The sequence below is a fragment of the Streptomyces sp. NPDC058812 genome (assembly GCF_042744565.1).
GTDB classification, from domain to species: Bacteria; Actinomycetota; Actinomycetes; order Streptomycetales; family Streptomycetaceae; genus Streptomyces; species Streptomyces thinghirensis.
Window position 1 is genome coordinate 313,088 of the sequence record NZ_JBHYOB010000006.1, and the last position, 21,284, is coordinate 334,371.

General features: G+C 71.2%; 20 protein-coding genes and 1 pseudogene. 15 read left to right on the plus strand and 6 right to left on the minus strand.

Annotated elements, in window-relative coordinates; all coding sequences use genetic code 11:
- Window positions 1–34 precede the first annotated feature (34 nt).
- Entirely contained in the window at window positions 35–262 is a 228-nt protein-coding gene (locus ACFW48_RS15320) for a GntR family transcriptional regulator (protein ID WP_375911053.1), read from the minus strand.
- A 298-nt stretch (window positions 263–560) separates the two neighbouring features.
- Between ACFW48_RS15320 and ACFW48_RS15325 the strand changes: the two genes are divergently transcribed.
- Window positions 561–692 carry a hypothetical protein gene (locus ACFW48_RS15325; protein ID WP_386314646.1) on the plus strand — a complete coding sequence of 44 codons (132 nt, stop codon included), beginning with the start codon at window positions 561–563 and terminating at the stop codon, window positions 690–692.
- Window positions 693–753: 61 nt separating this feature from the next.
- Here ACFW48_RS15325 and ACFW48_RS15330 read toward each other — a convergent pair whose 3' ends face one another.
- The gene (locus tag ACFW48_RS15330; protein WP_386314649.1) at window positions 754–1,473 is read right to left on the minus strand and encodes a LuxR C-terminal-related transcriptional regulator; all 720 of its coding nucleotides are present in this window, start codon (window positions 1,471–1,473) and stop codon (window positions 754–756) included.
- Window positions 1,474–1,784: 311 nt separating this feature from the next.
- On the opposite strand from ACFW48_RS15330, the gene ACFW48_RS15335 reads away from it, so the two are divergent.
- A complete protein-coding gene (locus ACFW48_RS15335; protein WP_386314653.1) occupies window positions 1,785–2,828 on the plus strand; it encodes a LuxR C-terminal-related transcriptional regulator in 1,044 nt (347 codons plus the stop codon).
- On the opposite strand, the pseudogene ACFW48_RS15340 reads toward ACFW48_RS15335, so the two are convergent.
- From ACFW48_RS15340 to ACFW48_RS15350, 3 genes and pseudogenes are all read right to left on the minus strand, one after another.
- Window positions 2,791–3,773: pseudogene (locus ACFW48_RS15340) on the minus strand (LuxR C-terminal-related transcriptional regulator). The gene ACFW48_RS15335 and the pseudogene ACFW48_RS15340 overlap by 38 nt on opposite strands.
- Entirely contained in the window at window positions 3,770–4,762 is a 993-nt protein-coding gene (locus ACFW48_RS15345; protein ID WP_386314655.1) for a LuxR C-terminal-related transcriptional regulator, read from the minus strand. The pseudogene ACFW48_RS15340 and the gene ACFW48_RS15345 overlap by 4 nt, the downstream one beginning before the upstream one ends.
- A 16-nt stretch (window positions 4,763–4,778) precedes the next feature.
- Window positions 4,779–5,777, minus strand: coding sequence for a helix-turn-helix transcriptional regulator (locus ACFW48_RS15350; protein WP_386314658.1), 999 nt, complete (start codon window positions 5,775–5,777; stop codon window positions 4,779–4,781).
- Window positions 5,778–5,891: 114 nt separating this feature from the next.
- Between ACFW48_RS15350 and ACFW48_RS15355 the strand changes: the two genes are divergently transcribed.
- The 4 genes from ACFW48_RS15355 (at window position 5,892) to ACFW48_RS15370 (ending at window position 10,165) form a co-directional block, all read left to right on the plus strand.
- Window positions 5,892–6,098, plus strand: coding sequence for a hypothetical protein (locus tag ACFW48_RS15355; protein WP_386314661.1), 207 nt, complete (start codon window positions 5,892–5,894; stop codon window positions 6,096–6,098).
- Window positions 6,099–6,103: 5 nt separating this feature from the next.
- On the plus strand, window positions 6,104–6,439 hold the full coding sequence (locus ACFW48_RS15360; RefSeq protein ID WP_386314664.1) for a hypothetical protein: 336 nt from the start codon (window positions 6,104–6,106) through the stop codon (window positions 6,437–6,439).
- Window positions 6,440–6,746: 307 nt separating this feature from the next.
- Window positions 6,747–9,344, plus strand: a complete 2,598-nt coding sequence (gene clpB, locus ACFW48_RS15365) for an ATP-dependent chaperone ClpB (RefSeq protein WP_386314667.1) — start codon at window positions 6,747–6,749, stop codon at window positions 9,342–9,344.
- A gap of 284 nt (window positions 9,345–9,628) precedes the next feature.
- Complete coding sequence (locus ACFW48_RS15370) at window positions 9,629–10,165, plus strand: YbjN domain-containing protein (protein ID WP_386314670.1); 537 nt, start codon at window positions 9,629–9,631, stop codon at window positions 10,163–10,165.
- 58 nt (window positions 10,166–10,223) lie between these two features.
- Here ACFW48_RS15370 and ACFW48_RS15375 read toward each other — a convergent pair whose 3' ends face one another.
- Entirely contained in the window at window positions 10,224–11,414 is a 1,191-nt protein-coding gene (locus ACFW48_RS15375; protein WP_386314673.1) for a pyridoxal phosphate-dependent aminotransferase, read from the minus strand.
- An 860-nt stretch (window positions 11,415–12,274) separates the two neighbouring features.
- On the opposite strand from ACFW48_RS15375, the gene ACFW48_RS15380 reads away from it, so the two are divergent.
- From ACFW48_RS15380 to ACFW48_RS15420, 9 genes are all read left to right on the plus strand, one after another.
- Window positions 12,275–12,811 (plus strand): DUF2617 family protein, encoded by a 537-nt coding sequence (locus tag ACFW48_RS15380; protein ID WP_375922103.1) that lies wholly within the window; start codon window positions 12,275–12,277, stop codon window positions 12,809–12,811.
- A 395-nt stretch (window positions 12,812–13,206) separates the two neighbouring features.
- Window positions 13,207–14,778 carry a polyamine aminopropyltransferase gene (locus ACFW48_RS15385; RefSeq protein WP_386314913.1) on the plus strand — a complete coding sequence of 524 codons (1,572 nt, stop codon included), beginning with the start codon at window positions 13,207–13,209 and terminating at the stop codon, window positions 14,776–14,778.
- A 375-nt stretch (window positions 14,779–15,153) separates the two neighbouring features.
- Window positions 15,154–16,338: a sensor histidine kinase gene (locus tag ACFW48_RS15390; RefSeq protein ID WP_386314676.1), complete on the plus strand. Its 1,185-nt coding sequence runs from the start codon at window positions 15,154–15,156 to the stop codon at window positions 16,336–16,338.
- Window positions 16,335–17,069, plus strand: a complete 735-nt coding sequence (locus ACFW48_RS15395) for a response regulator (RefSeq protein ID WP_386314679.1) — start codon at window positions 16,335–16,337, stop codon at window positions 17,067–17,069. The genes ACFW48_RS15390 and ACFW48_RS15395 overlap by 4 nt, the downstream gene beginning before the upstream one ends.
- Before the next feature lie 52 nt (window positions 17,070–17,121).
- Window positions 17,122–17,994: an SRPBCC domain-containing protein gene (locus ACFW48_RS15400; protein WP_386314682.1), complete on the plus strand. Its 873-nt coding sequence runs from the start codon at window positions 17,122–17,124 to the stop codon at window positions 17,992–17,994.
- Window positions 17,995–18,160: 166 nt separating this feature from the next.
- Entirely contained in the window at window positions 18,161–18,958 is a 798-nt protein-coding gene (locus tag ACFW48_RS15405) for an aldose 1-epimerase (RefSeq protein ID WP_386314685.1), read from the plus strand.
- A gap of 10 nt (window positions 18,959–18,968) precedes the next feature.
- Window positions 18,969–19,541 carry an orotate phosphoribosyltransferase gene (gene pyrE / locus ACFW48_RS15410; RefSeq protein WP_386314688.1) on the plus strand — a complete coding sequence of 191 codons (573 nt, stop codon included), beginning with the start codon at window positions 18,969–18,971 and terminating at the stop codon, window positions 19,539–19,541.
- Window positions 19,542–19,686: 145 nt separating this feature from the next.
- Window positions 19,687–20,718: a class II fructose-bisphosphate aldolase gene (gene fbaA, locus ACFW48_RS15415; protein WP_386314691.1), complete on the plus strand. Its 1,032-nt coding sequence runs from the start codon at window positions 19,687–19,689 to the stop codon at window positions 20,716–20,718.
- 127 nt (window positions 20,719–20,845) lie between these two features.
- Window positions 20,846–21,259, plus strand: a complete 414-nt coding sequence (locus tag ACFW48_RS15420) for a DUF3151 domain-containing protein (protein ID WP_121748183.1) — start codon at window positions 20,846–20,848, stop codon at window positions 21,257–21,259.
- Window positions 21,260–21,284 lie beyond the last annotated feature (25 nt).

The following is a 21,284-nucleotide window of genomic DNA, read 5'->3' on the forward strand; positions in this document are numbered from 1 at the left end:
ATGTGGTCCACACCCCGTTGTCACCACCCCGTTGTCACTTCTCCGCGACGAACGAGCCCTGTCCGAGAACGGTGTAGAGCCGTCCCTCAGCCCGGAGAGCGGCCACGGCCTTCTGCACCGTGCTCGGCGCCACGTCCAGCTCGGCAGCCAGCTCGTTCACGGCAGGGAAGCGCGCCCCGGGCGCGTACTGACCGGCCTCGAGGCGTCGCCGTAGCTCATCCGCGACTTGAGGCCATACGGGCACCGAGCGATCAAGGTCCATGGTTCTCAGCGTCCGCGTATCTGCGTGATCCCGCGACCGCGTATACGCGAGTACGCGTATGCTCGATTTCGCAAGACCCCCGCAACCGTGCGACCGGCCCGGGGGAATGGCACCAGCTACTGAGGAGCTGACGACATGAGCCGCACCAGCCACGTCCGCCTACTGCCCTGGAGTGGGCCCGAGGGCAAGCGCGCAGTCCTGGTCACCGACGGCACGCCCGGCCCGCTCTCTACTGGCTGACAGAATCGAGAACCGGCAGATCGAATCGGCTGCCGTCATCGTGGAGCTGGCGCGACCCATGGTCGGAGCCGCGTCGGGCCTCACGGCAGATGAACTCCGCTGGATCATCCGCCGTCTCATCGAGAGCCTGACGGATGTGCTCAACATCGCCGAGAGTCGCGCACAGCGCATCCCGCCGTACGAGGACTGACGCTTCCGTTCGAAGTGATCCGCGCCGCGCCGGTCACCCACGAACGGTGTGGCGCGGGGCGTCACGGCACCTGCGGACCGCCGCACGCGACGGAACCCCGTGACTGATGGCTCGTCGGCTGTGTGGGCACCTGCGCCTGCCAAACGATGCGGGAGGCCTGGACGCGGTTGTCGACACCGAGCTTGGAGTAGGCCCCGCGGATGTGGTCTTTGACCGTGTGGGCGCTGATCCCCAGCGTCTCGGCCATGGCAGGGTTCGATGCTCCGTCCGCCAGTAGGTGCACGATCTCCCGCTCCCGAGAGCTGAGCTTCTCCAGCATCCTGCGCGCGGTGGCCACCGCATCGGCTGTGCGGCCGGGCCGAACGTACTGATCGACCAGGAACTGGGCGGCAACGGGCCCGAGCGCGACCGTGCCTGCGGCGGCTGCCCGTACCGCCCATGGCAGGTGCCGCACGGAGTTGCGACGCAGCAGGATCCCGCGGGCTCCATGGCGCAGCAGCGCGCAGGTGGCCTGTTCCGACAAGTGGTCGACCAGTACGACGTGTGCCGGCGTGGAGACCTGGAAGCTTGTCGCTTTCGGCGCGGCCGCTCGTGGCAGCCGTAGGACGTCGAGTGCCTCGTCCGGACTGTGGTGGCTGCTGACCAGGACGTCCAGACGTACCGTGGGTGACGCCGCCTTCGATGCCTCGCCGACGATCCGGACCCTGCTGTCTTCTTCCAGGACCCGCCTGACTCCAGCCCGTTCCAGCGGCTCCCGGCCGAGAATGCCTACGCGTATCACGATCCCAGTCCTCCCCCAACTGCCTACCGACTCGCCGTGACGGCGCCCTTGGCGTGTGCCGACACCACGACAGCCGACGGCCCGGTACGACAGGCGGAGTCGGTCAGGCCCCCGCCGTCACCCAGCATGCACGCTGCGTACATCTCTCCGACACCTTCAGCTTGTTGCAACGAGGGGAAGAGGGGGGTGTGCGTAAGGGTTGATTCCGGCACATGTCCGCTGCCGGTGAGGGAGGAGCCGTGTTGCGGAGCCGGTCCCGGCCGCGCATAGTTGCGCTGCGGAAAGAGCCGGAACCGGGGGTGGGATGGGCGATGGCCGGGCACGGGGCTGATGAGCATCCACATGGTGCCGACCGGCTGTGCGCGGCCGGGGACCGCGTGTACTCCCGGGCCGTACGACGCGGCCGGGTGCCCCGCCGGGACGCCGAGCCGGTTCCCTGCCTCCTGGAACTGGCCCTGCTGCATCCCGACCCCGACGACATGGACTGGCTGGTGCCGACCTCGCCGCAGGAGGTCATGACCCGGCTGCTGCGCGGGGTCCACGACGAGGTCAACGCCAGCCAGCGGCGGGTGGGCTCCGCGGTGGAGGCCTTCGAGCGGTACGCGGGTCTCGGCCGCCAGCTCCAGAGCCCGGCCGGCGCGGAGGGCACGGCGATCCGCGTCCTGGACGGCCTGGCCCGCATCCAGGCCGCGATGGACGAGGCGACGCAGGCGTGCACGACGGAGGTGCTCACCGTCCAGCCCGGCGGCATCCGGCGTGAGCACGAGCTGTCGGAGGGACTGCACCGTGCGCTGGCGCTGCGCGGGCGCGGGGTACGGATGCGGGACCTGTACACGCACGTGGCCCGGCACGGCCAGGGCCTGCTCAACTACCTGGAGCTGATGGGCGACGCGGTGGAGGCCCGCACCCTCGACGAGGTCATCGACCGCCTCATCCTCTTCGACCGCACGGTGGCCTTCATCCCGGCCAACACCGACCGCACGATGGCCCTGGAGCTTCGCCATCCCGGCCTGATCGCCTACCTGGTCACGGTCTTCGAACGCCTGTGGCGCCTCGCGATCCCGCTGACCGCCCCCCTCCCCGACACCGGCATCGAGGGCATCTCCCACCGCGAGCAGTCCATCGCGGCGCTGCTGGCGGAGGGCCATCAGGACGCGGTGATCGCGGAGCGGCTGGGCATAAGCGTCCGCACGGCGCGGGCGCACATCGCCCGTCTGTCGGAGACGCTGGGGGCGGCGAGCCGGACGCAGTTGGGGGTGCGGATCGCCCAGGCGGGCCTGGTCGGCTCACCGCACGACGGTGTCGCCTCCGCTTCCGTCATCCTTCCTGGTCAAGAATCCCCGACTGCCCGATGAGATAACCGAGTTGCGCACGGCTCTCGCTGCCGAGAGTGGCGGCGAGTTTGGCGATGTGGACGCGCGCGGTGCGAACGTTCAGGCCGAGGCGGTCGGCGATAACGCTGTCGGTGTGGCCCTCGATGAGGAGGGCGGCTATGGCTCGTTGGCGGGGGGTGATGCCGTCCAGGGACTGGCGCTGGACAGGTTCGGGATACATGGGCGTGGCCAGGTGCCAGAGGCGGTCGAAGGTTGTAGCGAAGTGGGAGATAAGGGCGGGGTGGCGGACTTCGAGGGCGAGTGAGCGGTCGGCGCTGGCGGGGATGAAGGCGACCGTGCGGTCCACGACGATGAGGCGTTCCGTGATCTCGTCGAGGGTGCGAGCCTCCGCGTCGCCTGCCAGTTGCTCGTAGCGGGCGAGGACGTACGGGGCGTTGCGGACGGTGTGCTGGTAGAGAGCGCGTATACGACCGCCGCGGTCGAGGAACTCCTGGTCCCGTTCAATTGCGGCTGCCTGGTGGTGGAAGGGTGGCTTGACGAGGCCGTCGTGCGGCTGGACGGACAGAACTTGCTCCGAGGCGGAGGTCATTGACTCACCGATGGCCCGACCGATGCGTTCCTTGCCGCTGAGCAGCCTCAGGGTCGGGGTCTCCTCGGCCGTCTCGGGATGGGTTCCCTCACGTATGAGCATGCTGAAGGTGTCGATCAACTCTGCCTCGCGGCGCCGTTGGTCGGCGATATGGTCCCCTGAAGTGCGCAGCAGCCGGTGCAGTGCTGCGACCGGAGAGACGGGTTCGAGTCTGGTGGGGTCGTCAAGCGCCGGATGCAGGAGGCCGTAGTCGATCAGGCAGGATGCTGCCTCGGTGTCCGGCAGGGCGACTACCCTTCGCGTAGGGCGCGTTGATAGGCAAGAGTGCCCGCGACGCAGAGTCTCTCCGGCCCGTGGTCCTGATGCGACACCGTCACTGCTCGGCACCTCCTTGCCTGAGCATCCCTGACTCCGCTATCAGGTAGCCGAGTTGGGCCCGGCTTTCGCTGCCGAGGGTGGCGGCGAGTTTGGCGATGTGGACGCGGGCGGTGCGGACGTTCAGGCCGAGGCGGTCGGCTATGTCGGTGTCGGTGTGGCCCTCGATGAGGAGTGCGGCTATGGCTCGTTGGCGGGGGGTGATGCCGTTGAGAGTGGGCTGGCGGACGGCTTGGGGGTGCATGGGGGTGGCCAGGTGCCAGAGGCGGTCGAAGGTGTTGATGAAGTAGGAGATCAGGGCGGGGTGGCGGACTTCGAGGGCCATCGTGCGGTCGGCGCTGGCGGGGATGAAGGCGACGGTGCGGTCCACGATGATGAGGCGCTCGGTGATCTCGTCGAGGGTGCGGGCCTCCACGTCGCCGGTCAGTTGCTCGTAGCGGGCGCGTGCATATGGGGCGTGGCGGACGGTGTGCTGGTAGAGAGCGCGGATGCGGGCACCGCGGTCGAGGAAGACCTGGTCGCGTTCCATGGCGGCTTCGTAAATGTCGGGGCGCCTGGTGAGGTTTGGATCGTACGGTTGGATGGCGAGCAGTTCGTCCCTGGCCTCGGCCATGGCTTCGGCGATGGCTTGGCTCGTACGCTCTTTGCCGCTCAGAATCCTGAGCGCCGCGGTGCCCTCGTTCGCCGCATTGTGGGCGCCGAGGCGCATGAGGGGCTCAAAGACATCGGCGAGGCGTTGGCCGCGCCGCCGCTCATTGGCGATGCGGTCCTCCGACACGCGAAGCAGCCGTTGCAGGGCGACGGTCGGTGCCACCGGCTCCAGCCGGTTCAGATCGTCGACGGCCGGGTGCAGGAGACCGATGTCGATCAGGCAAGGCACCGTTGCCGCTGCGGCGCCGGTCACGTGACCCATGCGCAGTGCGCGGGCGTACAGATCGAGACCCGCCTCGCACAGTTCCTCGTCTCCATGCTGGTGCGTCTCGTCGGTCATGAGTGGCTCTCCCCTCTCAGGCCCCCCGGTGCTCCTGCTCCAGGATCCCCGACTGGGCTATGAGATAGCCGAGCTGGGCGCGGCTTCCACTGCCCAGGGCGCTCGCCAGTTTTGCGATGTGAGCGCGGCAGGTGCGCACGTTCATGCCGAGGCGGCGAGCGATGGCCTCGTCTACGTGGCCCTCCACGAGGAGCTTGGCTATGGAGTGCTGGATGTCGGTTATACCGTCGGGGGCGGTCTCGTAGGGGGCGCCGGCGGTGAGCGGGACCGCTCGGCTCCAGATGAACTCGAACACCTTGATCAGATAGCGGACAAGGCCGGGGTGACGGATCTCCAGGGCGACTTGCCGGTCCTCACGGATGGGGATGAAGGCGACGGCCTCGTCACAGACGATGAGGCGCTCGACGAGTTCGTCGATGGTGCGGTACTCGACCTTGCCGTTCGCGAACTGGTCCACGTAGGCGAGCCGTTCGGGGTTGTAGCGCGCGGTGTGCTGGTAGAGGGTTCGGATGCGTACCCCTCGCTCGATCAGCGGCTTGTCGCGCTCCAGCGCTTCCAGGAGACGGTTCTCGGCGCTGCGGGCGCTGCTGCTCGGCTGAACGGTGAGCATCTCGGTCCGGCACTGGGAGGTGGCCAGGTCGAGAGCCGCGTTGATGCGGTCCAGACCCTCCAGCACGCTGATGGAGTGGGTTGGGGCGGTGTCCTGGACGCCGAGAGCCATGAACGGCTCGAAGACTTCGGAGAGTGCGATCGACAGCCGCCGATGCTCGGTGATCGTACGCTCGATGGGGTTGAGTCGCTGGGCCAGGGCGATCGCCGGAGGCGCAGGAAGCAACCATTTTGCGTCGTCAGGATCGGGACGAAGCAGCGCGAACTCCGTCAGACACGGAGCAGCCTCGGCTTCCGTCCGCAGTATGCGTCCTGTTCGCAGAGCATCCGCGTAGAGGCGCCTTCCATCCTCACAGAGCTCGGTGACCGCATGGGGATGTGTCGTGTTAGTCCCATTTACTGTCAAATCTCCACCCCCCAGGGTCCTGAACGTGCAGGAACATGATGCACCGATTGTGTGGCCATGACGTGCCTGAATGAGCCATCGTCTTATCCGACGGGGGATAGAGGGGATCTTCAAGTGAGGACGAAGCCGACTATGCGTAGAAGAATGCTTCGCTCGGTGCTTGTCGTCGCCGTCTCCGCCGTTGTGGCCTTCGGAGCTCTGGCTGGCCTCTCCGGTGCGAAGGGTGACGCGCACGGTGCGGTTGTTGGGGTCGAGATTGCGCCCGCCGTCGCGGTCGGCGACGAGGCAGTCAGTCTCCCGGCGGACAGCAAGTGGGACTGATCGACATGACCACTCCACCCGACGACCGCTCCTTCCGTCGCGAAATGGCCACCGCCTACCGCTCCGGCTGGCACTTCATCGACCTGGTCACCGCGATCCCCCACGCCGGTGACTCCCTGATGGTGACCGTCTTCGGCGAGCCGGTCGTCGTCACGTTGGACGAGGACGGCGACGTGCGGGCGTACCGGTGTCTGCGGCGGCCTCGGGGGGCGCCGCAGCCCGTGCGGTGCGCCATCCGATACGGAATGATCTTTGTGAACCTGGACCAGAGGGACCACCGGCTCGCGCAGCCGGAGACCCCCGAAGTGAGGACCATCTCGGCCACCCCCCGCAGCGCCTGACGCGATTCCCCCGTCGTTACAAATCGCTCAGGTGCTTCCCCCCGGCAGCGGCGTCACCGTGACCTGAACACGGTGACGCCGCTGTCGTTTTCGGCGACATTTCGGGGTATCGGCCCTGCTCCCGGGCCGGCTGGAAAGGGAAAAGGCTCTCGTGCGGGGGAAGCGGGCACCCTGGTTGCGCCCGGCGGGGGCCCGCGCCCGTTTTCTCCTTGAGTGGAATAGACTCAACTTTGTGTACGTTGTCTGAGTCAGCACTGGGAGACATGGCCGGACCGCCGACGGCCGACGCGAGGAGGAGAGCCAGAACGTGGACGCCGAGCTGACCAACCGGAGCCGGGACGCGATCAACGCGGCCAGCAACCGGGCCGTGACCGAGGGAAACGCCGACCTCACCCCCGCCCACCTGCTCCTGGCTCTGCTCCAGGGGCAGGACAACGAGAACATCACCGACCTGCTCGCCGCCGTCGAGGCCGACCTCGCGGCCGTGCGCACCGGCGCCGAGCGCATCGTCGCCGGGCTGCCCAGCGTGACCGGGTCCACGGTCGCGCCGCCGCAGCCCAGCCGTGAGATGCTCGCCGTGGTCGCCGACGCCCAGGCCCGCGCCAAGGATCTCGGGGACGAGTACCTCTCCACCGAGCACCTGCTCCTCGGCATCGCCGCGAAGGGCGGCGCGGCCGGTGAGGTGCTGGAGGGGCAGGGTGCCAGTGCGAAGAAGCTGCAAGAGGCCTTCCGCAAGGCCAGGGGAGGGCGCCGCGTGACCACCGCCGACCCCGAGGGGCAGTACAAGGCGCTGGAGAAGTTCGGCACCGACTTCACCGCGGCCGCCCGGGAGGGCAAGCTCGATCCCGTCATTGGGCGGGATCAGGAGATCCGGCGGGTGGTGCAGGTGCTCAGCCGGCGCACCAAGAACAACCCCGTCCTCATCGGCGAGCCCGGTGTCGGCAAGACCGCCGTCGTGGAAGGGCTCGCCCAGCGGATCGTCAAGGGGGACGTGCCCGAGTCGCTCAAGGACAAGCGGCTGGTCGCGCTGGACCTCGGCGCGATGGTCGCCGGGGCGAAGTACCGGGGTGAGTTCGAGGAGCGGCTGAAGACCGTCCTCGCCGAGATCAAGGACTCCGACGGGCAGATCATCACCTTCATCGATGAGCTGCACACCGTCGTGGGGGCCGGGGCCGGCGGTGACTCCGCCATGGACGCCGGGAACATGCTCAAGCCCATGCTGGCGCGCGGTGAGCTGCGCATGGTGGGCGCCACGACGCTGGACGAGTACCGGGAGCGGATCGAGAAGGACCCGGCGCTGGAGCGCAGGTTCCAGCAGGTGCTGGTCGCCGAGCCGACCGTCGAGGACTCCATCGCGATCCTGCGCGGGCTCAAGGGGCGGTACGAGGCGCACCACAAGGTGCAGATCGCGGACAGCGCGCTGGTGGCCGCCGCGACGCTGTCGGACCGTTACATCACCTCCCGCTTCCTGCCCGACAAGGCCATCGACCTCGTCGACGAGGCCGCCTCGCGGCTGCGCATGGAGATCGACTCGTCCCCCGTCGAGATCGACGAACTCCAGCGCGCCGTCGACCGGCTGAAGATGGAGGAGCTGGCGATCGGCAGGGAGACCGACGCCGCCTCGCTCGAACGCCTGGAGCGGCTCCGGCGCGACCTCGCCGACAAGGAGGAGGAGCTGCGCGGCCTCACCGCCCGCTGGGAGAAGGAGAAGCAGTCCCTCAACCGGGTCGGTGAGCTGAAGGAGAAGCTCGACGAGCTGCGCGGCCAGGCGGAACGGGCCCAGCGCGACGGTGACTTCGACACGGCCAGCAAGCTGCTGTACGGCGAGATCCCGACCCTGGAGCGGGACCTGGAGGCCGCCTCCGAGGCCGAGGAAGAGGTCGCCCGGGACACCATGGTCAAGGAGGAGGTCGGCGCCGACGACATCGCGGACGTCGTCGCCTCCTGGACCGGCATCCCCGCCGGGCGGCTGCTGGAGGGCGAGACGCAGAAGCTGCTGCGGATGGAGGACGAGCTGGGCAAGCGGCTCATCGGGCAGGGGGAGGCCGTGCGGGCCGTCTCCGACGCCGTACGCCGCAGCAGGGCCGGGATCGCCGATCCCGACCGGCCGACCGGGTCCTTCCTCTTCCTCGGCCCCACCGGCGTAGGCAAGACCGAGCTGGCCAAGGCGCTCGCCGACTTCCTCTTCGACGACGAGCGGGCGATGGTCCGCATCGACATGAGCGAGTACGGCGAGAAGCACAGCGTCGCGCGGCTGGTCGGCGCCCCGCCCGGGTACGTCGGGTACGAGGAGGGCGGCCAGCTCACGGAGGCCGTGCGGCGGCGGCCGTACACCGTCGTGCTGCTGGACGAGGTCGAGAAGGCGCACCCCGAGGTCTTCGACATCCTGCTCCAGGTGCTGGACGACGGGCGCCTCACCGACGGGCAGGGCCGCACCGTCGACTTCCGCAACACCATCCTGGTCCTCACCTCCAACCTGGGCAGCCAGTACCTGGTCGACCCGGTCAGCAGCGAGACCGAGAAGAAGGAGCAGGTCCTGGAGGTGGTCCGGGCGTCCTTCAAGCCGGAGTTCCTCAACCGGCTCGACGACCTCGTGGTCTTCTCGGCGCTGAACAAGGACGAGCTGAGCCGGATCGCGCGGCTCCAGATCGGCTCCCTCGCCCGGCGGCTCGCCGAGCGCCGCCTCACCCTGGAGGTCACCGACGAGGCCCTGACCTGGCTGGCCGACGAGGGCATGGACCCGGCGTACGGCGCGCGCCCGCTGCGTCGCCTCGTGCAGACCGCGATCGGTGACCGGCTCGCCCGGGAGATCCTCTCCGGCGAGATCAAGGACGGCGACACGGTCCGCGTGGACCGCTTCGGTGACGACCTGATCGTGGGTCCGGCGGGCGGCAAGACGCTGTAGTGCGTAAGGGTTCTCTCCCAAGCAGTGCGTGAGGGGCCCTCCCAGGCAGTGCGTGAGGGGCTCTCCCATCGCGGTCCTGGAGCAGGTGCTCCAGGACCGCGTGGCCGTGTCGCGGGCCCCAGGGTGCTGGTGGGGGCCGGGTGCTGGTACTCGCGCTGGGCCGACCGCGTGGCAGGCTCTCGGCCAGGCAGGTTGCCCGGCACGGCCCGGGCGAGAGAGGGTGTTCCGTACGTCTGGTCTCAGCTATGGCCGGACGAGCCAGACGACCGCAGGAGTGTCCCAGAATGTCTATCGATCCGTCTTCGATTCCGAACTTCGGGGGCAAGCAGCCCGAGCCGCAGTCCCAAGGACCGGCGGGTCCCGTCGTCCCGGATCAGGATCTTGTGAAGCAGCTCCTCGAACAGATGGAGCTGAAGTATGTCGTCGACGACGAGGGGGACCTCGCGGCGCCGTGGGAGCAGTTCCGTACGTACTTCATGTTCCGCGGCGAGGGTGACCAGCAGGTCTTCTCGGTGCGGACGTTCTACGACCGGCCCCACCAGATCGACGAGAAGCCGCAGCTGCTGGAGTCGATCGACGACTGGAACCGGCGCACCCTGTGGCCCAAGGTGTACTCCCACACCCACGACGACGGCACGGTCCGCCTGATCGGCGAGGCGCAGATGCTGATCGGCATGGGCATCAGCCTGGAGCACTTCGTCTCCTCGACGGTCAGCTGGGTCCGCGCCGCCATCGAGTTCGACCGGTGGCTCGTGGAGCAGCTCGGCCTGGAGCAGGAGGTCAACGAGTCGGAGAAGCCGACGGACGAGGACGGCGAATAGTCCGTCCCGTCCGAGGAGAGCCCGGCCCGGCAGTGATGCCGGGCCGGGCTCTCACCGTTCACCCCGCCAGCGTCTTCAGCCGCCGTACCGCCTCCTCCAGTACCGAGGTCCGCTTGCAGAACGCGAAGCGGACGAAGGGGGCACCCGCCTCCCGGTGGTCGTAGAAGACCGCGTTGGGCACGGCGACGACGCCGGCGCGTTCCGGCAGGCCGCGGCAGAAGGCGAAGCCGTCGCTCTCGCCGAGGGGGCGGATGTCGGTGGTGACGAAGTACGTCCCGGCGGGGCGGTAGACGCCGAAGCCCGCCTCGATCAGGCCCGCCGACAGCAGGTCCCGCTTGGCCTGCATGTCCTTGCGGTAGGCGGCGAAGTACGCGTCGGGCAGCGCGAGGGCCTCGGCGACCGCGTACTGGAAGGGCCCGGAGGCCACGTACGTCAGGTACTGCTTGGCCGAGCGGACCGCCGTGACCAGGGCGGGCGCGGCGGTGATCCAGCCGACCTTCCAGCCCGTGAACGAGTACGTCTTGCCGGCCGACCCGATGGTCACCGTGCGCTCGCGCATCCCCGGGAAGCTCGCCAGGGGGATGTGCTCGGCCGTGTCGAAGACCAGGTGCTCGTAGACCTCGTCCGTCACCACCAGCAGGTCCCGTTCCACGGCCAGCTCGGCGATGGCCGCCAGTTCGTCGCGGGTCAGGACGGTGCCCGTCGGGTTGTGCGGGGTGTTCAGCAGCAGCAGGCGGGTGCGGTCGGTGACCGCGTCGCGCAGTTCGTCGAGGTCGAGGCGGAAAGTGCCCTCGTGGGGGCGCAGGGTCACGGGTACGCGCGTGCCGCCCGCCATCGCGATGCAGGCCGCGTACGAGTCGTAGTACGGCTCCAGGGCGACGACCTCGTCGCCGGGCTCCAGCAGGGCCAGCAGGGAGGCCGCGATGGCCTCCGTGGCGCCGGCGGTGACCAGGACCTCGGTGTCCGGATCGTAGGACAGGCCGTAGCGGTGATGCTGGTGGGCGGCGACGGCGGTGCGCAGTTCGGGGACGCCGGGTCCGGGCGGGTACTGGTTGCCGCGCCCGTCGCGCAGTGCCCGTACGGCGGCCTCCCGGATCTCCTCGGGACCGTCGGTGTCCGGGAAGCCCTGGCCCAGGTTGATCGCCCCGGTCGCCTGGGCCAGGGCGGACATCTCGGCGAAGATCGTCGTCCCGAACTCGGCGAGCCGGCGGTTGAGGAAGGGACGGGCGCTGGAGCTGATGGGGGTCATGGCGGTCATCCTGCGCCGAAGCTCTGGAATTCCTCAACTCTGCTTTGGGGTGTGGCGGCGGGGGGCATCTCCCGTTCACGCAACGAGCTTCACAACGAGTTTCGCAACGAGCTTCACAACGAACTTCACACAGAGAGTGAGGCGCCCGACGGGGGCTGCTTCGGGGGAACTCCGGGCGTGAGCCCGGGAAGCGGAAGGAAGGTGGCGCCATGGTCACCGGCATCATCCTGATCGTGCTCGGCGCCCTGGTGGTCAGGGGGCTCATGGCAGGCTCGCGGAGCGGCGGCGGAGGCAGCCGCGGCCGCGGCCGCGGCCGCCGGACCAGCTGGTGGGCCGACGGCTCGTCCCCCGGCGGGCACAACACAGGCTCCTCCTGCGGCGGAGGCTCGTCCTGCGGAGGCGGGTCGTCGTCCTGCGGGGGAGGAGGGGGCGGCGGTGGATGCGGAGGAGGCGGCGGCTGACACGGGGCAGCTGAGCCTCTGCAGGGGGAACCGCATCCCCGTCACGGGGCCCGCACCTGGGAGCGGGTCCCACGCCCCATCACGAGTGCCCGCCGGGAAAACACACCCGGCGGGCGCTCCCACGCACCGGCGCGCGGCGCGCGGGCGGGGTGTGCGCCCTGGTTGAACAGTTGAGCTGTGGAGCCCCCTGAGGGATGGAAACCCCACGAAGTTGGGTAAAAACGCTGTGGCGGCGCCACAGTTCATGATTCCCTCTCCATCACCAACGCAGCTCCTCGGACGACCTGTTGACCCCCCCTCCTGACCGGCCGACTGGGCTGAGCGGGCCGCATCTCCGGCAGTGACCGGGATGGGCGGGCCCCACACCTTCCTCTCCTTGTGTGCTTGCGGAGCCGATCCATGCTCACGACCCTGAAAACCGCCTACACCGACACGCGCGCGGCCGACCTCGCCTGGGCCCTGGGGCGCGAGCCGCTGCCCGCGCTCGCCAGTCTCGATCTCGAACTGACGGGCGCGAAAATGCAGTTGAGACTCCTGGGGGCCTCTCATCAAGTCCTGCTGGAGGAGGAGCGGGGAAGCTGTTCGGAGACGGTGGCGTGCATCCCCGGCAGCAGCACCCCCCTTCCGCTGGGCGTCGCCAAGCGGAAGGGCGACTGGGAGTACGAGTTCGCCGCTCGCGTGGAGGTGCTGACGCCGGGCTCCTTCGCCGGACGCGCCCAGGAGCTGCTGGCCCTGGTCGCCGACCACCCGCACGGGCTGGCCGGCGTCTTCCCCGGCAGCCCGCACGCCTTCACCGCGCTGCTGGCCCATCGGCACGAGGGGCAGGTGCACTGGCGGACTTGGCACGCCTACCCGCAGGACGGCCACCTGGTGGCGACCCGGACCCGGGTGGGCGTCCGGGTGCCGACGTCGCAGCTCAGCCCGTCCGGGGTGTGAGCGGGGGCGGGGCGGGGTCCGAGCGGTCCGGGCGGGATAAACCTGTGATGCCCAACAGAACGTCAGTTTCACACGTGTGGGTGACGAAGCGCAGTGCGGGAGTGACGTAACGTCACCCCGTGATCGAACCGCACGCGTCCGCCCCGCCCGGCTCTCCGCCGTCCTGGGGCGGCACCGGCGGCTCTCCCGACCGCACCGGCGGCTCTCCCGGCTCCACGGCCGGTACGCCCGGTGCCTCCGATCTCTCCGCCCCCTCCGGCCCCTCCGCGCCTTCCGCCCCCTCCGGTCCCTCCGCCCCCTTTGGTCCCGGTGACCCCTTCGGTCCCGGTGACCTCTCCAGCCCCGGTGACCTCTCCAGCCCCCGTGACCTCTCCGGTCCCGGCGGGTCGGCGCGGCTGCCCGTCCGGCCGGCCGTCGGCCGGTTCCTGGTGCTGGCCGGCGTGTTCGTCTGCGCGGCCTGCGGGCTCGTGTACGAACTCGAACTCGTCGCCCTCGCCTCGTACCTGATCGGCGACTCGGTCACCCAGGCGTCCGTCGTCCTGTCCGTCATGGTCTTCGCCATGGGCCTCGGCTCGCTCGCCGCCAAACGGCTGCGCAGGTTCGCGGCGGCCGGCTTCGGCGCGGTCGAGGCCGTCCTCGCCCTCGTCGGCGGCTCCAGCGCGATGGTGCTGTACGCCGTCTTCGCCTGGACCGGCGGCTGGGGCGGTCTGTGGGCCGACGGCCCGCGCTTCCTCCTGGTCGCCTTCTCGCTCACCATCGGCGTGCTGATCGGCGCCGAGGTGCCGCTGCTGATGGAGCTGATCCAGCGCGTTCGCCGCCAGGACGCGGGCGGCGCCGTCGCCGACCTGTTCGCCGCGGACTACGTCGGCGCGCTCGTCGGCGGCCTCGCCTTCCCCTTCGTACTGCTGCCCTTCCTCGGCCAGCTGACCGGCGCGCTGCTCACCGGCACCGTCAACGCGCTCGTCGGCGCGGCCCTGGTCCTCGGCCTGTTCCGGCGGGACATGACCCGCCGGGCCCGTTGGCTGCTGCTGACCGCCAACGCCGTCGTACTCGCCCTGCTCGCCACGGCGACCGTCCTCGCCGACGACTTCGAACGCGCCGCCCGGCACGCCGTGTACGGCCAGGACGTCCGCGTGGCCGTGAAGACCGACGTGCACGAGGTCGTCCTCACCGGCGACGCCGACGGCCGGCCGCTCGACCTGTTCCTGGACGGCCGGCTGCGGGTCGGCGGCAGCGGCGAGCGGCGGTACCACGAGGCCCTGGTGCACCCCGTCATGAGCGGCCCGCACGCGCGCGTGCTGATCCTCGGAGGCGGCGACGGCCTCGCCGCGCGGGAGGTGCTGCGCCACCCGGACGTACGCCGCGTCGACGTCGTGGAACTCGACCCCGGGCTCGCCCGGCTGGCCCGGCACGACCCCGGACTGTCCGCACTGAACGAGCACGCCTACGGCGATCCGCGCATCCACGTCACCACGGCGGAGGCCTTCCACCGGCTGCGCTCCGCGCCCACCGCGACGTACGACGTGGTGATCTCGGACCTTCCCGACCCGGGCCTCACGGCCAGTACGAAGCTGTACTCGCAGGAGTTCTACGGCCTGCTCCGGCGGGTGCTCGCCCCCGACGGGCGGCTGGTCGTGCACGCCGGTCCGCTCTCCGCCCGTCCGCGGGCCTTCTGGACGGTGGACGCGACGCTCCACGCGGCCGGTCTGCGGACCGCCCCCTACCGCGTCGCCGCCCGGGACAGCGGCCTCGCACCGGGCCCCGACCGCACGGCCGCCACCCCGAACGCCCCCCGCGACTGGGGCTTCCTCCTGGCCGCCCGCAAGCCTCCCGCCCTGCGCCTCGAACCGACGGGCCCCCGCCCGCGCACCCTCACGCCCCGGTCCCTGGCCCAGGACGCCCGCGCCGCGTCCCGCGCCCGGATCGACGGCCTGTCGCCGTCGACGCTGGTGCATCCGCGGTACTGAGCCCGCGCCTGTGCCCGAGCCCGCGCCTGTGCCCGAGCCCGCGCCCCGTGCCCGAGCCCGTGCCCGTGCCCGAGCCCGCGCCCCGTGGCCGAGCCCGCGCCCCGTGCCCGAGCCCGAGCCCGGTGCCCGCGCCCCGCCCTTCGTACGAACGAGTTCATGCGGCGGCCCGGCCCTCCCCCGGGTACGGGACGGGCCGCCACACCCCCCCTGCGGATCGTTCGTACCGAGAACCTATGGCCGCCCCGCCCGTCCCGGAATCCCGCAGTGGGTGGACACCCGGCCCAACCCAGCGCGGTAGGCGCCCGGTTTCTGCAACTTCCGCGGTATGGCGGAAGGATGACGTCGCCGCCGGACGGGCGGACCTAAGCTGCCGCAATGCGCCTGCACCCCCTGGCGGCCGACGGCCTGATCGCCGCGGCGCTGACGACCGTGGCCGTGCTGCTCGGCACCGAGGCCGTCGCCCAGGGGTGGCCGGCGCTCGACCCGCTCGCCTGGACGCTCGTCGCCCTGCTGAACCTCCCGCTCGCTCTGCGCACCCATGCCCCCGTCACCGTCTGCCTCGCCGTCCACGCCTGCTGGGCGGCCTACGTCACCCTCGGCTACTGGCCCGTGGTCGGCTCCTTCGGCCCGATGCTCGCCGTCTACACCGTCGCCTCCCTGCGCCCCACCCGCACCGCCGCCGCCTGCGCCGCCCTGCTCGCCGGTGTCTGGATCTACGCCGGGGTGGTCAGCAACGCCGAGGCGATGGCATCGGTCGTGGGGCAGGCCGTGGGCTTCCCGCTGGTGCTGTGGCGGTTCGGGTACGTGGCCCGCCGGACCGGCGAACTCACCCGGCAGCTACGTGCCGAACAAGCGGACCGGGCCCGGCGCGAGGTGGCCGAGGAACGCGTCCGGATCGCCCGTGAACTGCACGACGTGGTCGCCCACCACATCGCCGTCATCAACGTCCAGGCCGGACTGGCCCGCTTCGTCTTCCACTCCGACGCCGGCACCGCGCGCGGGGCCCTGGACGCCATCGAGGGCGCGAGCGGCGAGGCCCTCGCCGAACTGCGGCGCATGCTCGGCCTGTTGCGTGCCGACGGCGTCCAGGGTGCGGTGGGCGCCCCCGCTCCCGGTCTCGATCAGCTGGACGAGATGGTGACGCGGGTGCGTGCCGGCGGCGTGGGCGTGGAGCTGCGCGTCACGGGCACGCCGCGTCCGCTGCCGCCCGGCGTTCAGCTGTGCGTCTACCGGGTGGCGCAGGAGGCCCTCACCAACGCGCTCAAGCACGCGCCCGGAGCGAAGGCCGCCGTCGAACTCGCTTACCGCGCGGGCGAGGTGACGGTGTCGGTCACCGATGACGGAGACGGGGCCGGCCGGGCGGAGGGACGCCGGGAGGGGGTGGATCCGGACACAATCCCCGCGCGCGGCGGCCATGGCTTGATCGGGATGCGGGAGCGGGCCAAGCTCTACGGCGGGACGATCGTCGTCGGCCCGCGCAGCGAGGGGGGATTCGGCGTGCGCCTGACCCTGCCGACGCCGGTTCGGACCGCACGCCGGGGAGACGCTGTCAGGGAATGACCGACGCGAACCACCCGACGGACGCCCCGATCCGGCTGCTCGTCGTCGACGACCAGTTCCTCGTCCGCAGCGGACTGGCCGCGCTGCTGCGCGCCGCCCCGGGCATGGAGGTCGTAGGGGAGGCGGCCGACGGCGCCGAGGCGGTGGCGCTGGCCACGCGGACCCGGCCGGACGTCGTCCTCATGGACATCCGCATGCCCGGCATGACCGGCATCCAGGCCACCGAGCGGATCCTCGCCGAGGCCGTGGACCCCGCGCCCCGCGTCCTGGTCCTGACCACCTTCGACCTCGACGAGTACGTGTACGGCGCCCTGCGCGCGGGCGCCTCCGGCTTCCTGCTCAAGGACGCCGGCCCCGAACGGCTGCTGGCCGCGGTCGCCGCGGTGCACGGCGGCGACGCGCTGTTCGCCCCCGCGGTCACCCGGCGCCTGGTGGAGGCGTTCACGCGGATGTCGGACACGAGCCGACCGGACCCGTCGGACGCGGGCCCGCCGCCCGGGCTGGCGGCGCTGACCACCCGCGAGGCCGAGGTCCTGAAACTGGTGGCCCGCGGCCTGAGCAACGCCGACGCGGCCGACCGCCTGTTCATCAGCGAGGCCACGGTGAAGACCCACCTCAACCGCACGATGACCAAGCTGGGCCTGACCAGCAGGGCGCAGGCGGTGGTGGTGGCGTACGAGACGGGACTGGTGACGCCGGGAGGCGCGGGCGGCATGGGAGGGGGCGGATGACTTTGTGCCGACGGGGGGTGCGTCGGGCGCCCGCTGGGTAGGGTGGCGTGACATGGAGCATGAGGTGTTCGTTCCGGTTCCGGCCGAGCGGCTCAGGGACGTGCTGGCCGACCCCGTCCGGGTCGCCCGGGCGGTTCCGGGGCTCCAGCAGGACGCCGGTGCCGAGCCCGTCGCGGGACGGCTCAAGGTGCGCATCGGCAGTCACTCCATCACCTACCGGGGCTCCCTGCGCCTGACCGCGCGCGAGGACGGTGCGTACGCCGTCGAGGGCGACGCCACCGAGTCGCGCGGCACCGGCACGGTCACGCTCGCGCTCACCCTCCGCGTGGCGGACGCCGACGGCGGCTCCACCCTCACGTTCGCCGGGACGGCCACCGCGGACGGGCGCGTCACGGAGCTGCCCGAGGAGTCGGTGACGTCGGCCACGGCCCGGCTGCTGACCCGGTTCGCGGGGAACCTGGGCGCGGCGGCGGCGGCGGAGCGGGAGCCGGAGCCGGAGCGGCCCGAGGTGCGGCCTGGGCCGCAGCACACCTCCGTGTTCGACACCGAGGTGCCCCCGCCCTCCCTCGCGGACACGGACGAGGGCGAGCCGGAGGGGCGGGTCGAGGCTGATGGGCCGGGCGAGGCGGGTGAGCAGGGCGAGCCGGATGCCCCTGTAGTGCCCGCCACCCCCGCCACCCCCGGAGCCCCCGCCACCCCCGGAGCTTCCGAGCCGCCCGCCGCCGAGGCCGCGCACGCGCGCCGCACGATGATCGGCCGCAGTGCCGAGGAGGTGGACCACGCCCCGCCCCGCGGTCGGTACGCTCCCGTCCCCGCACCCCAGGCGAGCGCGGCCGGTGCTCCCCTGCGCTGGGCAGCTCCGGCGGCGGCGCTGGTCGTGGCGTCGGCGATCGTGGTGGGCCGCGCGCTGCGCAGGCGCCGCTGAACCGTCGTGGCCGTGCGGCAGCTCAGCCGCTGTAGCCGTGCGGCAGCTCAGCCGTCGTAGCCGTGCCGCCGCTCAGCCGTCGTAGCCGTGCCGCGGCTCGGTCGGCGCCGGGCTCTGCCGAGCCGGCCGGGTGGGGCGCCCTTGATCGCCCCAGTAGGGTCGTGGCGTGAGTAACGAACCCATCACGCTGACCGCGGGTGACGCGGAGGCGACCGTGCTGCCGGGCAACGGCGGCCGGATCGGCGGGCTGCGCGTCGGCGGCACGGAGCTGCTCCGCCAGGGCGAGCGCTACGGCTGCTTCCCGATGGTCCCCTGGTGCGGCCGGATCCGCGAGGGCCGCTTCCGGGACGGCGCCGTCGTCCGCCAGATGCCGCTCAATTCCCCGCCGCACGCCATCCACGGCACCGCCCGCGACGCCGCCTGGCGCACCGCCCGCGTCACCGGGAACGAGGCCGTCATCACGTACGACCTCGTCGACCCCTGGCCCTACTCCGGCCGCGTCACCCAGGTGATCGCCCTCGCCGAGGACGCGCTGACGCTGACGATGTCCGTGGAGACGTACGAGTCGTCCTTCCCGGCGCAGATCGGCTGGCACCCCTGGTTCAACCGGACCCTCGACGGCGCGGACGGGGCCGGCGTCGCGATCGCCTTCGACCCCGCCTGGCAGGAGGAGCGCGGCGACGACCACCTGCCCACCGGCAACCGCGTCGACCCGAAGCCGGGCCCCTGGGACGACTGCTTCGGCATGCCGGACGGCGTCGACGTCACCCTCACCTGGCCGGAGCGCCTGGAGCTGCGGGTGACCAGCCCGGAGCGGTGGGCCGTGGTCTACGACGAGCAGGAGGCCGCCGTCTGCGTGGAGCCGCAGACCGGGCCGCCCAACGGCCTGAACACCCTCCCGCGCCTGGTCACGCCCCTGGAACCGCTGGAGGCCACGACGACCTGGAGCTGGACCCGGCTCTAAGCTGGTCGGCATGACGGACGTCAACGAAGTAATGCCGCCAGGCACACGCGGCGTGCTGCTGCAGCAGATCAAGGACAAGGCCGTGGTGCACGGCAAGGTGACCCTCTCCTCGGGGCTGGAGGCCGACTACTACGTCGACCTGCGCCGCATCACCCTGGACGGCGAGGCCGCGCCGCTGGTCGGGCAGGTGCTGCTGGACCTGACCGCCGACCTGGACTTCGACGCGGTGGGCGGGCTGACCATGGGCGCCGACCCGGTCGCCGCGGCCATGCTGCACGCCGCCGCCGCGCGCGGGAAGCGCCTGGACGCGTTCGTCGTCCGCAAGGCCGCCAAGGCGCACGGCCTGCAGCGGCGCGTCGAGGGCCCGGACATCAGGGGCCGCCGCGTCCTGGTCGTCGAGGACACCTCCACCACCGGCGGCTCCCCGCTCACCGCCGTCGAGGCCGTGCGCGAGGCCGGTGCCGAGGTCGTGGCCGTGGCGACGATCGTCGACCGTGCGACGGGCGCCGCCGAGAAGATCCAGGACGGCGCCGGGGTGCCGTACCTGTACGCGTACGACAAGGACGAGCTGGGCCTGGACTGAGCCAGGACGGACGTCCGGCGGACGTCCACTCGGAGTATCCCGCTTCGTCTGGAAAGATGGGGCCGACGATGACGTCGCCCCCCCCAGGTCTAGGTCAGGGCCGTAAGCACGTTTCACGCCCCCCGCACATACAAGGAGCGGACAGATGCCCATCGCAACTCCCGAGGTCTACAACGAGATGCTGGACCGGGCGAAGGCAGGAAAGTTCGCCTACCCGGCCATCAACGTGACCTCTTCCCAGACGCTGCACGCGGCCCTGCGCGGTTTCGCCGAGGCGGAGAGCGACGGCATCATCCAGATGTCCACCGGCGGTGCCGAGTTCCTGGGCGGCCAGCACAACAAGGACATGGTGACCGGCGCCGTCGCCCTCGCCGAGTTCGCGCACATCGTGGCCGAGAAGTACGACGTCACCGTCGCCCTGCACACGGACCACTGCCCGAAGGACAAGCTCGACGCGTATGTGCGTCCGCTGCTGGCGGTCTCCGAGGAGCGCGTCAAGGCCGGCCGCAACCCGCTGTTCCAGTCCCACATGTGGGACGGCTCCGCGGAGACGCTCTCCGACAACCTCTCCATCGCCACGGAGCTGCTGGAGCGCGCCCGCGCCGCCAAGATCATCCTTGAGGTCGAGATCACCCCGACCGGCGGCGAGGAGGACGGCGTCTCCCACGAGATCAACGACTCCCTCTACACCACGGTCGACGACGCGGTCCGCACCGTCGAGGCGCTGGGCCTGGGCGAGAAGGGCCGCTACCTGCTCGCCGCGTCCTTCGGCAACGTGCACGGCGTGTACAAGCCGGGCAACGTCGTGCTCCGCCCCGAGCTGCTCAAGGAGCTGAACGAGGGCATCGCCGCGAAGTACGGTCAGCCGGCCGGCAGCAAGCCGTTCGACTTCGTCTTCCACGGCGGCTCCGGCTCCTCCGCCGAGGAGATCGCGACCGCGCTGGAGAACGGCGTGGTCAAGATGAACATCGACACGGACACCCAGTACGCCTTCACGCGTCCGGTCGCCGACCACATGTTCAGCAACTACGACGGCGTCCTGAAGGTCGACGGCGAGGTCGGCAACAAGAAGACCTACGACCCGCGCACCTGGGGCAAGCTGGCCGAGGCCGGCATGGCCGCGCGCGTCGTCGAGGCCTGCGGCCACCTGCGCTCGGCGGGCCAGAAGATCAAGTAACGGCCACCGCGCGCGCCGTCCCCACCGGCCGCGCCGTGTCGTCCGCGACGGGCCCGGCACCGCCAGGATTCTCCTGCGGTGCCGGGCCCTCGTACGTATGCCGGCGGCATGGCGCAGACTTGTGCCCATGGCCATTCACGAGAACCTCCTCGGGGGACCGCCCCCGACCCACCTCCCCGACGACCCCGGGCCGCGCGAGCTGCTGGCGGGCGGGACCTCGCCCGCCGATGTCGCCGCGAAGTACCCGACGTCCTCGCTGGCCTGGGCCCAGCTGGCCGACGAGGCGTTCGAGCGGGGCAGCGTCGTGGAGTCGTACGCGTACGCCCGTACCGGCTACCACCGCGGCCTGGACGCCCTGCGCCGCAGCGGCTGGAAGGGGCACGGCCCGGTGCCCTGGGAGCACGAGCCGAACCGCGGCTTCCTGCGCGCCCTGCACGCCCTCGCCCGCGCCGCCCAGGCGATCGGCGAGAAGGAGGAGTACGAGCGCTGCAGCCAGTTCCTGAAGGACTCCTCGCCGGCGGCGGCCGAGGTACTGGGCTGAACCGGGGACCGGACGTGTCCTGGCC

Bases quoted from the DNA above. Each gene is read 5' to 3' on its own strand.
- ACFW48_RS15400 (WP_386314682.1), top strand. From the start codon at position 17,122: ATGGAGCATGAGGTGTTCGTTCCGGTTCCGGCCGAGCGGCTCAGGGAC.
- ACFW48_RS15325 (WP_386314646.1), top strand. From the start codon at position 561: ATGGTCGGAGCCGCGTCGGGCCTCACGGCAGATGAACTCCGCTGGATC.
- ACFW48_RS15345 (WP_386314655.1), bottom strand. From the start codon at position 4,762: ATGACCGACGAGACGCACCAGCATGGAGACGAGGAACTGTGCGAGGCG.
- ACFW48_RS15320 (WP_375911053.1), bottom strand. From the start codon at position 262: ATGGACCTTGATCGCTCGGTGCCCGTATGGCCTCAAGTCGCGGATGAG.
- ACFW48_RS15390 (WP_386314676.1), top strand. From the start codon at position 15,154: ATGCGCCTGCACCCCCTGGCGGCCGACGGCCTGATCGCCGCGGCGCTG.
- ACFW48_RS15395 (WP_386314679.1), top strand. From the start codon at position 16,335: ATGACCGACGCGAACCACCCGACGGACGCCCCGATCCGGCTGCTCGTC.
- ACFW48_RS15380 (WP_375922103.1), top strand. From the start codon at position 12,275: ATGCTCACGACCCTGAAAACCGCCTACACCGACACGCGCGCGGCCGAC.
- ACFW48_RS15420 (WP_121748183.1), top strand. From the start codon at position 20,846: ATGGCCATTCACGAGAACCTCCTCGGGGGACCGCCCCCGACCCACCTC.
- ACFW48_RS15335 (WP_386314653.1), top strand. From the start codon at position 1,785: ATGGCCGGGCACGGGGCTGATGAGCATCCACATGGTGCCGACCGGCTG.
- ACFW48_RS15370 (WP_386314670.1), top strand. From the start codon at position 9,629: ATGTCTATCGATCCGTCTTCGATTCCGAACTTCGGGGGCAAGCAGCCC.
- ACFW48_RS15375 (WP_386314673.1), bottom strand. From the start codon at position 11,414: ATGACCCCCATCAGCTCCAGCGCCCGTCCCTTCCTCAACCGCCGGCTC.
- ACFW48_RS15360 (WP_386314664.1), top strand. From the start codon at position 6,104: ATGACCACTCCACCCGACGACCGCTCCTTCCGTCGCGAAATGGCCACC.
- fbaA (WP_386314691.1), top strand. From the start codon at position 19,687: ATGCCCATCGCAACTCCCGAGGTCTACAACGAGATGCTGGACCGGGCG.
- pyrE (WP_386314688.1), top strand. From the start codon at position 18,969: ATGACGGACGTCAACGAAGTAATGCCGCCAGGCACACGCGGCGTGCTG.